The sequence below is a fragment of the Hydrogenophaga sp. genome (assembly GCF_030656115.1).
Lineage (GTDB): Bacteria > Pseudomonadota > Gammaproteobacteria > Burkholderiales > Burkholderiaceae_C > Hydrogenophaga.
In genome coordinates this window covers 31,747-44,216 of the sequence record NZ_JAUSOO010000013.1, presented here as the reverse complement: position 1 = coordinate 44,216, position 12,470 = coordinate 31,747, and the positions used below count along the sequence as shown (strand labels likewise).

The 12,470-nt window shown below is 65.9% G+C and carries 14 protein-coding genes; 9 read left to right on the top strand and 5 right to left on the bottom strand.

Translation table 11 applies throughout. The features are described 5' to 3' along the window. Window positions 1-14 precede the first annotated feature (14 nt). Both dprA and Q7J58_RS01465 read right to left on the bottom strand, forming a co-directional pair. Window positions 15-1,133 (bottom strand): DNA-processing protein DprA, encoded by a 1,119-nt coding sequence (gene dprA, locus Q7J58_RS01470; protein WP_304822392.1) that lies wholly within the window; start codon window positions 1,131-1,133, stop codon window positions 15-17. 20 nt (window positions 1,134-1,153) lie between these two features. After that, window positions 1,154-2,392, bottom strand: a complete 1,239-nt coding sequence (locus tag Q7J58_RS01465) for a LysM domain-containing protein (RefSeq protein ID WP_304822391.1) — start codon at window positions 2,390-2,392, stop codon at window positions 1,154-1,156. Between the two features lie 280 nt (window positions 2,393-2,672). On the opposite strand from Q7J58_RS01465, the gene def reads away from it, so the two are divergent. The 4 genes from def to Q7J58_RS01445 all read left to right on the top strand — a co-directional run bounded on the left by def (window position 2,673) and on the right by Q7J58_RS01445 (window position 5,376). Beyond that, a complete protein-coding gene (def, locus tag Q7J58_RS01460; RefSeq protein WP_304822388.1) occupies window positions 2,673-3,194 on the top strand; it encodes a peptide deformylase in 522 nt (173 codons plus the stop codon). A gap of 121 nt (window positions 3,195-3,315) precedes the next feature. Next, window positions 3,316-4,305: a methionyl-tRNA formyltransferase gene (gene fmt / locus Q7J58_RS01455; RefSeq protein WP_304822385.1), complete on the top strand. Its 990-nt coding sequence runs from the start codon at window positions 3,316-3,318 to the stop codon at window positions 4,303-4,305. Next, entirely contained in the window at window positions 4,305-5,048 is a 744-nt protein-coding gene (locus Q7J58_RS01450; RefSeq protein WP_304822382.1) for an AzlC family ABC transporter permease, read from the top strand. The genes fmt and Q7J58_RS01450 overlap by 1 nt, the downstream gene beginning before the upstream one ends. Further along, window positions 5,041-5,376 carry an AzlD domain-containing protein gene (locus Q7J58_RS01445; protein ID WP_304822380.1) on the top strand — a complete coding sequence of 112 codons (336 nt, stop codon included), beginning with the start codon at window positions 5,041-5,043 and terminating at the stop codon, window positions 5,374-5,376. The genes Q7J58_RS01450 and Q7J58_RS01445 overlap by 8 nt, the downstream gene beginning before the upstream one ends. 71 nt (window positions 5,377-5,447) lie before the next feature. Here Q7J58_RS01445 and Q7J58_RS01440 read toward each other — a convergent pair whose 3' ends face one another. The 3 genes from Q7J58_RS01440 to Q7J58_RS01430 all read right to left on the bottom strand — a co-directional run bounded on the left by Q7J58_RS01440 (window position 5,448) and on the right by Q7J58_RS01430 (window position 6,809). Then, window positions 5,448-5,666, bottom strand: coding sequence for a (2Fe-2S)-binding protein (locus Q7J58_RS01440; protein WP_304822450.1), 219 nt, complete (start codon window positions 5,664-5,666; stop codon window positions 5,448-5,450). A 111-nt stretch (window positions 5,667-5,777) separates the two neighbouring features. Continuing rightward, window positions 5,778-6,254 (bottom strand): bacterioferritin, encoded by a 477-nt coding sequence (gene bfr, locus Q7J58_RS01435; RefSeq protein ID WP_304822377.1) that lies wholly within the window; start codon window positions 6,252-6,254, stop codon window positions 5,778-5,780. 96 nt (window positions 6,255-6,350) lie between these two features. Beyond that, window positions 6,351-6,809, bottom strand: a complete 459-nt coding sequence (locus Q7J58_RS01430) for a Fur family transcriptional regulator (RefSeq protein ID WP_304822374.1) — start codon at window positions 6,807-6,809, stop codon at window positions 6,351-6,353. A 204-nt stretch (window positions 6,810-7,013) separates the two neighbouring features. Here Q7J58_RS01430 and Q7J58_RS01425 point away from each other — a divergent pair, with 204 nt between their 5' ends. From Q7J58_RS01425 to Q7J58_RS01405, 5 genes are all read left to right on the top strand, one after another. Continuing rightward, window positions 7,014-9,215 (top strand): TonB-dependent hemoglobin/transferrin/lactoferrin family receptor, encoded by a 2,202-nt coding sequence (locus tag Q7J58_RS01425; protein WP_304822371.1) that lies wholly within the window; start codon window positions 7,014-7,016, stop codon window positions 9,213-9,215. A 21-nt stretch (window positions 9,216-9,236) separates the two neighbouring features. Continuing rightward, window positions 9,237-9,791 (top strand): pyridoxamine 5'-phosphate oxidase family protein, encoded by a 555-nt coding sequence (locus tag Q7J58_RS01420; protein ID WP_304822369.1) that lies wholly within the window; start codon window positions 9,237-9,239, stop codon window positions 9,789-9,791. A 167-nt stretch (window positions 9,792-9,958) separates the two neighbouring features. After that, a complete protein-coding gene (locus Q7J58_RS01415; RefSeq protein WP_304822366.1) occupies window positions 9,959-11,059 on the top strand; it encodes a ChuX/HutX family heme-like substrate-binding protein in 1,101 nt (366 codons plus the stop codon). After that, window positions 11,056-11,451 carry a VOC family protein gene (locus tag Q7J58_RS01410; protein ID WP_304822364.1) on the top strand — a complete coding sequence of 132 codons (396 nt, stop codon included), beginning with the start codon at window positions 11,056-11,058 and terminating at the stop codon, window positions 11,449-11,451. Before Q7J58_RS01415 ends, Q7J58_RS01410 begins: the two co-directional genes overlap by 4 nt. A 40-nt stretch (window positions 11,452-11,491) precedes the next feature. Next, complete coding sequence (locus tag Q7J58_RS01405) at window positions 11,492-12,466, top strand: ABC transporter substrate-binding protein (RefSeq protein ID WP_304822358.1); 975 nt, start codon at window positions 11,492-11,494, stop codon at window positions 12,464-12,466. The last annotated feature ends 4 nt before the right edge of the window (window positions 12,467-12,470 follow it).

Here is a 12,470-nt window from a genome sequence, read left to right as displayed (position 1 = left end):
CCAGCCTCTCAGGCTCAGCTGCGACCGATGCGTTGCAGCAGGCCGCCGGGCAACCGGCCCACATCGCCTTGCAGTTCCAGTTCCAGCAGACGGGCTTGCAGGTGGGCGGTGGACAGCCCGGTGCGCGCTTGCAGGGCGTCCAGGCTCACGGGGTCGAAGCCCATGGCGCTCAGCAGCGGGTCGGGTGCGGTGGGCGGGTTGGTGCCGTTGTCCGTGAACACATCCGCTGTGCCGGTATGCGCTGGCGCCTCGGTAAGGCGCAGGTCTTCCAGAATGTCCTGGGCCGACTCCACCAGTTTGGCGCCTTGCCGTATCAGCGCGTGGCAGCCTCGGGCCTGTGGCGCGTGAATGGAGCCCGGAATGGCAAACACCTCGCGGCCTTGTTCGGCGGCGAGCCGGGCGGTGATCAGCGAGCCGGATTGCACCGCGGCTTCCACCACCAGCGTGCCCTGGGACAAGCCGGCAATGATGCGGTTGCGTTGGGGAAAGTTGGCGGGCAATGGCGGTGTGCCCAGGGCGTATTCGCTCACCAGGGCGCCGCGTGCGACGATGCGGTGGGCCAGCGACAGGTGGCGCTTGGGGTACACGCGGTCCAGCCCCGTGCCGACCACCGCGATGGTGGGCGCATCGGCATCGAGCGCGCCTTCGTGGGCCGCGCCGTCGACACCCAGCGCCAGCCCCGACACCACGCACACACCGGCTTCACCGAGCGCGCAGGCAAATTGCCGTGCATTGGCCTCGCCTTGCGGGGTAGGGTTGCGGCTGCCCACAATGGCCAGTCGGCGCGGGTGCTGCAGGGCATCGAGCTGCCCGACCACGTACAGCACCAGGGGCGGATCGGCCATCTGCAGCAGCTCGGGCGGGTAGCGGGCATCGCCCAAGGTGAGCACATGGCGGTTGGGGGCCTCGGCCAGCCAGGTCTGCAGGCGCGCCACGGCAGCGTCCAGGTTGTCGGGCGGGGTGAGCAGGGCCAGTGTCGCTTGGGGGCCAACCACCGCTCTCAAGGCGGGCGGGCTTTGCCTGAACACGGCTTCGGGCAAACCAAAGGTGGCCAGCAGCTTGCGCGCAGAAGCGTTGCCCACACCGGGCGTGAGCAGCAAACGCAGCCAGCTGGCAAGTTCGTCGCTGGCCATGGTGGCAGCTTTTCCGCGCGTCAGGGGTTGGTGAAGCGGTCGCCCACTTTCACGCCATCGGTGATTTGCAGCACCAGCGCATAAGACAACTTGTCGAAGGTCCGGAAGACCATCATCAGGCCGTTGCGCTCGCCGGGCAGGCGCAACTGGGGACGGGCATCGTCGGTCTTGTCGGTGATCAAGTGGCTTTCGCGCTGCAGGGCCAGCACGTGACCGCGCTCCATGCCGTGGGCGGTACCGCGGTTGATGGCCACGACCTGGTTTTGCGCCGCAAAGGTGACGGCGTTGCCGTACACCGAGACGATTTGCCCGGATTGGGCGCTGCTGGGCGCGCTCGGTATGTAGTTGGGCAGTTCGCGCGGTGGCTCGGGCAACAGGCGGTCGCCCACGCGCATTTCCTCTTTGGCCACCACGATGTCGATGGTGGCGGGAACCAGTTCGGTCTGGACCTTGCCGCTGGCATCGGTCACTTCGCGGCTGCTTTCGCCGCGCTCCAGCAGGGCTTTGCCCACGTACTGGGCTTCAAACCCGAGGATTTCGCCGGTGGTGGGGTCTTTCAGGGGCACGGCGTTGCGGAACACACGCAATTCGCGCGACAAGCCTGGGCCTTCGGTCAGGGCCTCGCCGGGCACGCCCGAACTGTACAGTCCACGGGCGTAGGCTCGGTCACCGCGGCTGAGCAGCACGCGGGTTTCCTGGGTGGCCACAATGCGCGGTGCGCGCGCAAAGGTGGCTTCGTCCACGATCATGGGTTCGGCCAGAAACGCTTCAACGGCTTGCAGGGAAATGGGTGGAATGCTGGTGTCACCCAGGCTCTCAAACCGGGTGCGTGGCGATACCCGCACCGTGCTGGTGTCGTCGCTCCGGGCGCCGGGAGGGCGCGTGCTCAGGCGCGCGCTGCCATCGGACTTGTCCAGGTAGAGTACCTGGCCAGGAAAGATGCGGTGCGGGTTGCGAATCTCTTGCAGATTCATGCCCCACAGCTCGGGCCAGCGCCACGGGCTTTTCAGGAACAGGGTGGAGATGGCCCACAGCGTGTCGCCGCGTTTCACGGTGTAGCTGTCGGGGGCGTTGGGCGCCAGCTCAGACAGCGCCACACCGGCTTGCGCCACCTGGCCTGCCGTGGTGCGCTGCTCAGGGGTGATGGGGAAGTTTTGTGCGCTGGCGTTGCCGGCCAGCAGCAAGGCCAGCAGGGCGCTGGCACAGGCCAGTGGACGCAAAAGAGGGGTGGCGGTTGACAGGCTGGACTTCAATGGCATGTAGGGGCCCCTGGGGCTGACGTGGCTGGTTTTTGGAGCCCAGACCGCAGAGGTCAGAGGCGGGATGGCAGCGCTGCTTTTTCTTGACAATTTGCATTTGATTCTGCGCCCAAGCCATTGATTAGGCAATGTATACGGGGAAGGGCGCGAGCGGCTGTGGACAAAAGTGGCGAAAATAGCGACAAACGGGCAGGCGTGTAACCAAGACGCCTCTTCAGGACTGTCCGGCTGCCCCCTTCCATTGACCTGCCAATCCGTTTCTTCTGTGGCCCCGCTGACCATGAACACGCCCTCTTTGCTCGGTATTCTCTGTTACCCCGACCCCCGCCTGCACACCGTGGCCCGCCCGGTGGCGGCGGTGGACGAGCGCCTTCGCGGCCTGATCGACCGCATGTTCGCCACCATGTACGACGCCAACGGCATTGGCCTGGCGGCCACACAGGTGAATGTGCACGAGCGGCTGGTGGTGATCGACGTGAGCGAAGAGCGCAACCAGCCGATGGTGCTGATCAACCCGGAGATTGAATGGGCGAGCCCGGAAAAACGCAAGGGCGAAGAAGGTTGCCTGTCGGTGCCGGGCATTTACGACGGCGTTGAGCGCTCGGTGGCCGTGCGGGTGCGCGCGCTGGACCGCGACGGTCAATCCCGGTTGATCGAAGCCGAGGGCATGCTGGCGGTGTGCATTCAGCACGAGATGGACCACCTGATGGGCAAGGTGTTTGTGGAATACCTGTCGCCGCTCAAGCAGGGGCGCATCAAGTCCAAGCTGGTGAAGGCGCAGCGCGAGGCCCTGCGCTCATGACCGGGACGGTGGCGCGGCACACCGGTTGCACGCCCGCCCGCTGAAGCGGTGCTGTTTCACGCACCGCACCGCTGCCTGGTAGCCTGCGCAGTTGCGCTTGTCTTTTTTCGCCACACACGCCATGAACATCATTTTTGCCGGCACGCCGGAATTCGCCCGCGTGGCCCTGGAGCGTTTGCACGCAGCGGGCTTTCACGTGTCGCTGGTGCTGACCCAGCCCGACCGCCCTGCGGGCCGGGGCATGAAGCTGCAAGCCTCGCCCGTGAAGCAGTTTGCGCTGGACCACCAGATGCCCGTGGCGCAGCCGCACAGCCTGCGGCTGGATGGCAAATACCCCATCGAGGCCGCCGCTGCGCGCGACGCCATCGCTGCGGCCCAGGCCGACGCCATGGTGGTGGCGGCCTACGGACTGATCTTGCCGCAATGGGTGCTGGACGCGCCGCGCCTGGGTTGCTTCAACATCCATGCCTCGCTGCTGCCGCGCTGGCGCGGGGCGGCGCCCATTCACCGCGCCATTGAGGCCGGTGACGCACAAACCGGTGTCACCATCATGCAGATGGACGCGGGGCTGGACACTGGCGACATGCTGCTGGTGGAGCGCCTGCCCGTGGCCGCCACCGACACCACCGGCCTGCTGCACGACCGCCTGGCCACGCTGGGCGGGCGGCTGATGGTGGAGGCGCTGGAGCTGGCCGCCTGCGGTGGCCTCAAGCCGGTGCCGCAACCCTCCGACGGTGTGACCTACGCCCACAAGATCGAGAAGGCCGAGGCCGCCATCGACTGGCCGTTGCCGGCCGACGCGATTGCCCGCCGGGTGCGCGCATTCAACCCGTTTCCGGGCGCGGCCACGGCGCTCGCCGGGGAGGCGGTGAAGGTGTGGATGGCCGCCGCTGAACCCGCTGGCGTTGCCCAAGCCGGTGCGTTGCCCGGCCAGGTGCTGACCGTGGCGGCCGACGGCATTCGGGTGCAAACCGGTGACGGCGTGCTGGTGCTGACCGAGTTGCAGCGCTCGGGTGGCAAGCGCTTGCCCGCAGCCGATTTTCTGCGCGGCTTTGCGCTGGCGCCGGGCCAGGTGCTGGACGGTGCGGGTGCCCAGAAAGCGGGGCGCTGATGTTCTTTTTGGCCGAGCACCGCCGCCGCGCGGAATTTTGGGAGGGTGTGCGCGACCAGGTCACCGTGGCCATGGGCATTGGCGCCTGGGGGCTGATGACCGGGGTGGCCATGGTCAAGTCGGGCTTGTCGGTGCTGGAGGCGGTGTTGATGACGCTGATTGTGTACGCCGGCAGCGCGCAACTGGCCGCCGTGCCCATGATCGCGGCGGGCGCGCCGCTGTGGGTGATTTTGGCGGCGGCGTTCTGCGTCAACCTGCGTTTTGTGGTGTTTTCGGCCCATTTGCGGCCGTACATGATGCACCTGCCGCGCTGGCAGCGCATGGTGTCGGGCTACGTCACTGGCGATTTGAGCTACGTGTTTTTTGCCCGCCGCTACCACCAGCCTGGCCACACGCCCGAGGAACTGGCGCGCCAGCAGGCCTATTTGATGGGCAATTGCGCGGTGAATTACATCGCCTGGATGGTGGCGAGTCTGGTGGGCATTGCGCTGGCCAACGCCATTCCCACCGCCTGGGGTCTGGGGTTTGCGGGCATTCTGGCGCTGCTGGGTGTGCTGAGCTCGCTGGCCAGCTCCCAGCTGCGCATGGTTTCTGCGGGCGTGGCCGGTGCGGCGGCGGTGGCGGCGTTTGCGTTGCCGCTCAAGCTCAACATTCTGGTGGCCATTGCCAGCGCGGTGGCCATTTGCCTGGTGCTGGAAAAAATGCCCTGGCACAAGCCGCCGGGGGGAGCCCGCCATGTTTGATGTCGATCCCTGGACCCTGCTCACCATCGTGGCGCTGGGCGTGGTCACGGTGGTCACACGCGGTTTTTTCTTCATGTCCAGCAAACCCTGGACGCTGCCGAACTGGGCCCAGCGCGGCCTGCAGTACGCGCCCATTGCCGCGCTGGCGGCGGTGGTGGTGCCCGAGATCGTGATGACGCAAGGCGCGCTGATCCAGACCTGGCAAGACGCCCGGCTGTTTGCGGTGGCGGCCGGGCTGGCCTGGTTTGCCTGGCAGCGCGGCGTGCTGGGCACCATCGTGGCCGGTATGGTGGTGTACCTGCCACTGAAAATTGGCTTGGGCTGGTGAGGGCCTCTGCGGGAGGCATTGCTTGAGAATGGGCCAACGAATCGGCCACCCAACGGAACCCCCGACCCGGTTTACGCGGCCTTGTTGGGGGTGGAATGCGGTTGCAGGTGCAGGTGTGCCGTGGGTTGTGAGGGATGGCACTGCATCCAGACCGCGCGTGCACTGGATTCGCACCGACCGCATTGGGTCGCTACGCCCATGTCGATCTGGATGTCATCAAAGCTCATGCCGCAGCGTGCGGCCTGGGCAATGGTTTTGTCGTTCACTCGGCGGCAGACGCAGACGATCATGGGTTGAACACGCGGTGGATTGGGTTCGTGAATGATAATTGATCTCATTCATTTTTTTGCGCATCTCCGGTGTTCCTGTGGCCCTGTGCCGACGAGCGGTCGGCTGAACGCTCAGCTGGGCTCGCTCATCTGGCTTTGCAGGTAGTTGGGCAGGCCCACTTTGTCGATCAGCTCCAGCTGGGTTTCCAGGAAGTCGATGTGTTCCTCGGTGTCGTCGAGGATTTTCATGAGCAGGTCGCGCGAGACAAAGTCACGCACCGACTCGCAGTGGGCCACGCCGTCTTTGATGGTGGCCTGCGCGCCGCGCTCCAGCGCCAGGTCGCTGCCCAGCATTTCAGGCACGTTTTCACCGATGTTGAGCTTGCCCAGGTCTTGCAGGTTGGGCAGACCGTCGAGTGTGAAGATGCGGTCCATGAGCCAGTCGGCGTGCTTCATTTCGCCAATGGATTCCTCGTATTCCTTCTTGGCCAGCTTGTCAAAACCCCAGTGCTTGAGCATGCGGTAGTGCACAAAATACTGGTTGATGGCGGTCAGCTCGTTCTTGAGTTGGGCCTGAAGATGCGCAATGGCTTGCGGGTCGCCTTTCATGGCAGCCTCCTGGTGGGTTGGAAACTTGCGATTTTGGGGCTTGCCGACCGTCAGAACCCGTTGTTCTGCAGAAACCATGCGCTTGGGGTCTGAAAGTTAACGCGACGTATTGTCGTTTGGGTGGCGGGGGATCCCGTTTTGGGGAACCCCGTAAGCCGTGACCACCACGCGCGACAGCGCCAGCCCATGGTGGCCAGCGACCACCGCCAGCGTGTCCAACAGCGGCGCCATGTCAAATTCAAACACCTGGCGGGTCTGCAGGCAGACCAGGTGCCCATGCTCGGTGTGGTTCGCGCATGCCAACTCGTACAAACGCTTGCCGGGCCGCAGCTCGCGGCGTTCGACCAGGCCCACCTGTTCAAACTGCGCCAGCACTTTGTAGACCGTGGTCAGTCCCAGCGGCGCTCCCTGTTCAACCAGACACTGGTACACGGCTTCGGCGTCCAGGTGGCGAACAGCGGACTGCATCAAGGCTTGCAGCACCAGCAGGCGCGACGCCGAGGGCTTCAGGCCGTGGTTGCGCAAGAGGGTGTCCGGTGTGGCTTCGTTGGTCATGTGGTCGATTCGGTTGCAGACAGGTCGCCAGCAATGGCACGCCAGGACGTCGCAGTTCCTGAGCGGCTGAAAAACGCGCAGGTTCAGAGTTTAACAAAATTTGCTAATGCGAATCATTATCATGTAACATAGCGATGTCAGCCAGCCAGTGACCTGTTCACAGCCAGCCATGGTGGGTACTCATAGGGCATATGGAGAAGGCTGGTGCGTGATTCAAAGATGTTGGTGGCGTGTTTGTCGGGTGCGGGTTTCTTGGGTTGTGCGGTGCCTGCGGTGGCGCAGGTGCCCGTCGATTCGCTCAAGGAAGTGGTCGTCAGCGGTGCCCGCAGTGAGCGGGTGTTGGACGAAGTGCCCGCCGTTGTGGACGTCATTCAGGGCGCTGCGCTGGACGCGGCGCAGGTGCAAGACATTCGCGACCTGGTGCGCGAATTGCCCAATGTGAGTGTCAAGCGCGCGCCGCAGCGGTTTGGCGCGGTGGTGGGCGGTACCGGCCGCGACGGCAACGCCGGCTTCAACATCCGTGGCCTTGAGGGCAACCGGGTGCTGCTCACGGTGGACGGTATTCGCGTGCCGCGCGAGCTCGCCAGCGGCGTGTTTGGGTCGGCCTCGTTTGGGCGCGATTACTACGACTTGGGTCTGATCTCGCGGGTGGAAATCCTGCGCGGCGCCAACTCCGCGCTGTACGGCTCAGACGGTCTGGCCGGCATGGTGTCCATGAGCACCACCGAACCTGCCGATATGCTGAAAAAAGACCAGGCGTTCGGTGGCCGCGTGGGGGTGCGCCACGACACCGAAAACGGCAGCACCGGCCTGGGCCTGACCCTGGCCGCCCAACCGAGCCCCACGGTGCAATGGCTGGGCAGCGTGCAGACGGGTCGCGCCAAGGCGCTGGACAACCAGGGCACGAACGGCGCGCTCAACAGCACGCGCACCACGCCCAACCCGCAAGCCGACAACGATGTGTCGCTGCTGGCCAAGCTGGTCCTCACACCCGGCGCGCAGCAAAAACACACCCTGACCTTGGAGCATGTGGACAAATCCAGCGAGGTCGCCGCCTACACCGCCCGTGGCACGTCAATGGGGGTGCAGACGCTGAATCTGGACGGCACCACCGACATGGTGCGCAGCCGCTTGAGTTGGGACGGCCGCTTCGCTGTCGGCACGCCCTGGGCGGACAGCCTGCGCGTTTCGCTGGGCATTCAGGACGCCAAGTCGCAAGAGGTGACGCGGTCGGATGAGGTGCTGTCCAGCGGCCAGCCCCGCCAGCGCTCGCGCGATGTGACCTACGCCGAACAACTCTGGCAGGGCGTGTTGCAGGCGGAAAAAACCCGGCCTGTCGGCGCCGACTGGAGTCAGAAACTGGTTTATGGCATGGACGTTTCCGTGGCGACACTGGACAACCTGGTCACCGGCACCGTGCCCCCGTCTTACGAGGTCTACCCACTCAAACGCTTCCCGAAAACACGGGAGACCACCGCCGCACTGTTTGTGCAGAGTGAGTTTGCCAGCGAGCATTGGAGCCTCATTCCGGCGCTGCGCTACGACCACTACGCCCTCAAGCCACAGGCAGACGCGCTCTACCCGCTGGCGGCCACCAGGCTGGACGATTCGGCCCTGTCGCCCAAACTCGGTGTGATCTTCCGCCCGGCGGACAGCTGGAGCGTGTTTGGCAACCTGGCCGCAGGCTTCAAGGCGCCGAGCCCGCTGCAGGTCAACAACTATTTTGAAAATCCTTTTGGCAACTACAAGACCATCCCCAACCCGGATCTGAAGCCCGAAACCAGCCGGACGGTGGAGCTGGGTGTGCGTGGCGGCCAGGACCGCACCCACTGGGAGGTGGCCGCCTTCAACGGGCGCTACAAGGACTTCATCGAAGAGCTGGTGGCGGTTGGCGGCAGCACCTCAACCCCGGCCGACCCCCTGCGCTACCAGGCGGTCAACCGCGGCCGGGTCACGCTCCGCGGCTTCGAGTTCAAAGGCCAGTTGCCGCTGGGCCGGTCCACCGTGCTCAAGGCGGCTTACGGCCAGACCACCGGCACCGACAGCGATTCGGGCCGCCCCCTCAACTCGGTCAACCCAGCCCAGTTGGTTTTCGGTGTGGACCACCAGATGGGGGTCTGGACGCTGGGCGCCACGCTCAACCACGTGGCCAGGAAATCGGCCGAGGATATCGACGACAGCACCACAGCCAACCAGTTTGCCACCCCGGCACACACCACGCTGGACCTCCGCGCCAGCTGGCAGCTGCGTCCCGGCCTGCGGCTCAGCGGTGCCATTCGCAACCTGACCGACCGCAAATACTGGGAGTGGACCAATGTGCGCGGCATTGCCGCCAGCTCGCCCGTGCTGGACGCCTACACCGCACCGGGCCGCAGCCTCTCGGTGGCGTTGGTGGCCGATTTTTGACCCACACAACAGGAGAAAACCGTGTCTGAAGACGCCGATTTGCTGAACGTGCGGGAGGCTTGCCGGGCCTTTCCGTCGCGCTTTCAAAGTCTCTACCTCGGTACCGTCGATGCGCATGGGCAGCCGCAGGCCAGCCATGCACCGTATGTGGCGCATGAAGGGCGTTACTGCGTCTACCTCAGCGACTTGGCGCGTCACACCGCCAACCTGCGGGCGACCGCACGGGCCAGTGTGCTGTTCATTGAGAGCGAGGAGCAGGCCCGGCACCTGTTTGCGCGCGAGCGGCTCACGCTGGCCTGCCAGGCCGCCGAGTGTCTGCGGGGTACGCCGCGGTTCGAGGCCGTGATGGACGTGTTTGACCGGCGTTTTGGCACGTTCATGCAAGTCATCCGGCCTTTGCAGGATTTCCGCTTGTTCGAGTTGCAGCCGTTGTCGGGCGCGTATGTGGCGGGTTTTGCACGCGCTTACTCGCTCGACGGCACCGACCTGGACCTCATCCGCCACCGCAACGAACAGGGCCATCGGGCGCCCGACGCCGTGCCGCAGCGCCGCGTGAATGCGTCTGTGCCGCCGTGACGGATGGGCATACCGACCATCGATCCGACCACCCACCCATAGGAAGCTGATATGCACACCGTACCCGGCCTCGACGAGGCACCCCCCCTACCCACGGTTGACGGGCTCATGGCCGGCACGCGGGCCCTGCCCGGCAGGCCAGAACGCCCAGCCTCTGAGGCGGTGCAATGAGCGCCGGGGTCCGCGACGCGGTGGCTGTCCGCGCCGCGTTTGCCCAGGCGCGCCAACGCGGTTTGCGCGCCCGTGAGGCGGCGCACGCGATCGGCTTGAGCGAAGGTGCGGTCATGGCAGCGCATGTGGGCTTGCACGAACACGCCCTGCGCGCGGTGCCGCTCAAGAGCGACTGGCTGGCGCTGCTGCAGTCGCTGCAAGCCTGCGGTCCGCTGATGGCCCTCACACGCAACGAGGGCACGGTGCATGAAAAAACCGGCGTTTACACCAACGTGTCGGCTCAGGGGCGTGTTGGACTGGCCCTGGGCGAAGACATTGATCTGCGCCTGTTCTTCAACCGTTGGCACGCCGGTTTCGTGGTGAGCGAGGCCCACGAAGGCGCGCACGGCCCGATGCAGGCCAGCCTGCAGTTCTACGACCGCAGCGGCACGGCGGTGCACAAGATTTTTCCGCGCTCGCGCACCGAGCCGATGGCGTGGGAGCGCTTGCTCAACACCTGGATCGAGCCGGCACGGGAAGCGGTTTTTGGGTGTTCATCGCCAGCGCTCCAGGACGACCCCGACCCCGTCGTCTCGGTGGACGTGGCCAGCTTCCTCCGCGAGTGGTCGGCAATGACCGATACGCACCAGTTTTTTGGGCTGTTGGGCCGCCATGGCCTGCAGCGCCAACAGGCCTTTGCGCTGGCTCAGGGCCGTTTCACGCATCCGGTGGCGCGCTCGGCCGTGCGTCAGCTGCTGCAGGGGGCGGCGATCGACGGCACACCCATCATGGTCTTCGTTGGCAGTCCGGGTTGCATCCAAATCCACACGGGGCCGGTGCAGCGCGTCGAGCCCCTGGAGATGCGCGGCAGGCTGTGGCTCAACGTGCTGGACCCCGGCTTCAACCTGCACCTGCGCGAAGACCTGATCGCCAGCGTCTGGGTGGTGGAGAAACCCGGTGACCACGGCAACGTGACCTCGCTGGAAGCGTTTGACGCGCGAGGGGAGCTGATGGCCATGTTCTTCGGCGCCCGCAAACCCGGCCAGCCCGAGCGGCAGGGCTGGCGCGACTTGCTGGCGCCACTGCGCGAGGCAGGCCAACAGGCCGTGGTCGCATGAGCGCGCTGCACGCCACCGAGATCAAGGCTTTCGTGCCCGCGAAGGACTTTGCCCTGTCCCAGCGCTTCTACGCCGATCTGGGCTTTGAGCGGCGCTCTGAAAGCGCTGGCGTGGTGTATTTCCACGTCGATGGCTGCGCTTTTTTGCTGCAAGACGTGGACGCTCCGGCGCTGGCCAAGAACCTGAGCATGCACCTGCTGGTGCCCGACGTACACGCCTGGTACGCGCATGTGCTGAGGCAGAACATCGCCCACCGGTACGGCGTGCGCGTCACGCTCTTGGCTGAGCAGCCCTGGGGCATCACCGAATTTGCCGTCACGGATCCCTGTGGCGTTTGCTGGCACATCGGTCAGAACACCGCTGGCTTTGCCCCGGTGGGTTTGATGCCGTGAACGCCATGTCTCCCCCCGAACCCCCGCATGAAACCCCCGCATGAAACCCGTCAAGATGTCCCTCACACCCGCGAAAGCACCCGCCAACGCCTCGCCCGCCAGCGCGCCCAGAAGGCGCTGGCTCGCAGCCCTGGCTGGCTCGGTGCTGGCCGCCGCTGGCAAGCCTTCGTGGAGCCAGCCTGCCCCTGCTGCCCGTCCCCGGCCCTTCAGCTCCGGCGCTGAGCGCGCGCGCGGGCCGCGCCTGGTCACGGTGGGCGGCGGCATCACCGAGGTGGTTTACGCGCTGGGCGCACAACGTCAGCTGGTGGGCACCGACACCACCAGCCTCTTTCCTGACGCAGCGCAGGCGACGCCCAAGGTCGGCTACATGCGCCAGCTCTCCGCCGAAGGACTGCTGGCACTGCGGCCGGACGCTCTGGTGGCCGGCACCGACGCCGGGCCACCGGTGGTGCTGGACCAGATCCGCAGCGCGGGTGTCCAGGTCGAGCTGATCGAGTCCGACCACAGCTGGGACGAGGTGCGCCGCAAGGTGGCTGCGGTGGGCCGCGCAACGGGTCGTGAGGCCGACGCCCGCGCCTTGCAACAGCAGCTGGACGCGCGCTGGGAAACCGTCACCGCCCGTGTGCGGCAGGGCAGGTGCGCCCACCCGCCCAAGGTGTTGTTCGTGCTGTCGCACACCGGCAGTCCTTTGGTCTCTGGTGAAGGCACGGCAGCCCATGCCGTGATCGGTTTCATGGGTGCCAGGAACGCGATGGGCGGGTTCAAGGGTTACCGCCCCATGACCGCCGAGGCCATGGCCGCTGCGGCGCCCGACCTGATCCTCATGACCACACAAGGCCTGGAGGCCGTGGGCGGCGCGCAGCAGTTCTGGCAGCGGCCCGAACTGGCGCTCACCCCCGCTTACCGGCAGCGCCAGGGCGCTCGGTCGTTGCTGCACATGGACGCGCTGGAGCTGCTGGGCTTTGGCCCGCGCTTGCCCGGTGTGGTCGAAAAACTGCACCAGTGGGTGGTTTGATGGC

What these genes read in the sequence shown, in the direction of transcription:
- Q7J58_RS01440 (WP_304822450.1), bottom strand. Translation starts at nt 5,666, where the DNA reads ATGATCGTCTGCGTCTGCCGCCGAGTGAACGACAAAACCATTGCCCAG.
- Q7J58_RS01410 (WP_304822364.1), top strand. Translation starts at nt 11,056, where the DNA reads ATGAGCGCGCTGCACGCCACCGAGATCAAGGCTTTCGTGCCCGCGAAG.
- def (WP_304822388.1), top strand. Translation starts at nt 2,673, where the DNA reads ATGAACACGCCCTCTTTGCTCGGTATTCTCTGTTACCCCGACCCCCGC.
- fmt (WP_304822385.1), top strand. Translation starts at nt 3,316, where the DNA reads ATGAACATCATTTTTGCCGGCACGCCGGAATTCGCCCGCGTGGCCCTG.
- Q7J58_RS01465 (WP_304822391.1), bottom strand. Translation starts at nt 2,392, where the DNA reads ATGCCATTGAAGTCCAGCCTGTCAACCGCCACCCCTCTTTTGCGTCCA.
- Q7J58_RS01430 (WP_304822374.1), bottom strand. Translation starts at nt 6,809, where the DNA reads ATGACCAACGAAGCCACACCGGACACCCTCTTGCGCAACCACGGCCTG.
- dprA (WP_304822392.1), bottom strand. Translation starts at nt 1,133, where the DNA reads ATGGCCAGCGACGAACTTGCCAGCTGGCTGCGTTTGCTGCTCACGCCC.
- Q7J58_RS01405 (WP_304822358.1), top strand. Translation starts at nt 11,492, where the DNA reads ATGAAACCCGTCAAGATGTCCCTCACACCCGCGAAAGCACCCGCCAAC.
- Q7J58_RS01415 (WP_304822366.1), top strand. Translation starts at nt 9,959, where the DNA reads ATGAGCGCCGGGGTCCGCGACGCGGTGGCTGTCCGCGCCGCGTTTGCC.
- Q7J58_RS01445 (WP_304822380.1), top strand. Translation starts at nt 5,041, where the DNA reads ATGTTTGATGTCGATCCCTGGACCCTGCTCACCATCGTGGCGCTGGGC.
- bfr (WP_304822377.1), bottom strand. Translation starts at nt 6,254, where the DNA reads ATGAAAGGCGACCCGCAAGCCATTGCGCATCTTCAGGCCCAACTCAAG.
- Q7J58_RS01450 (WP_304822382.1), top strand. Translation starts at nt 4,305, where the DNA reads ATGTTCTTTTTGGCCGAGCACCGCCGCCGCGCGGAATTTTGGGAGGGT.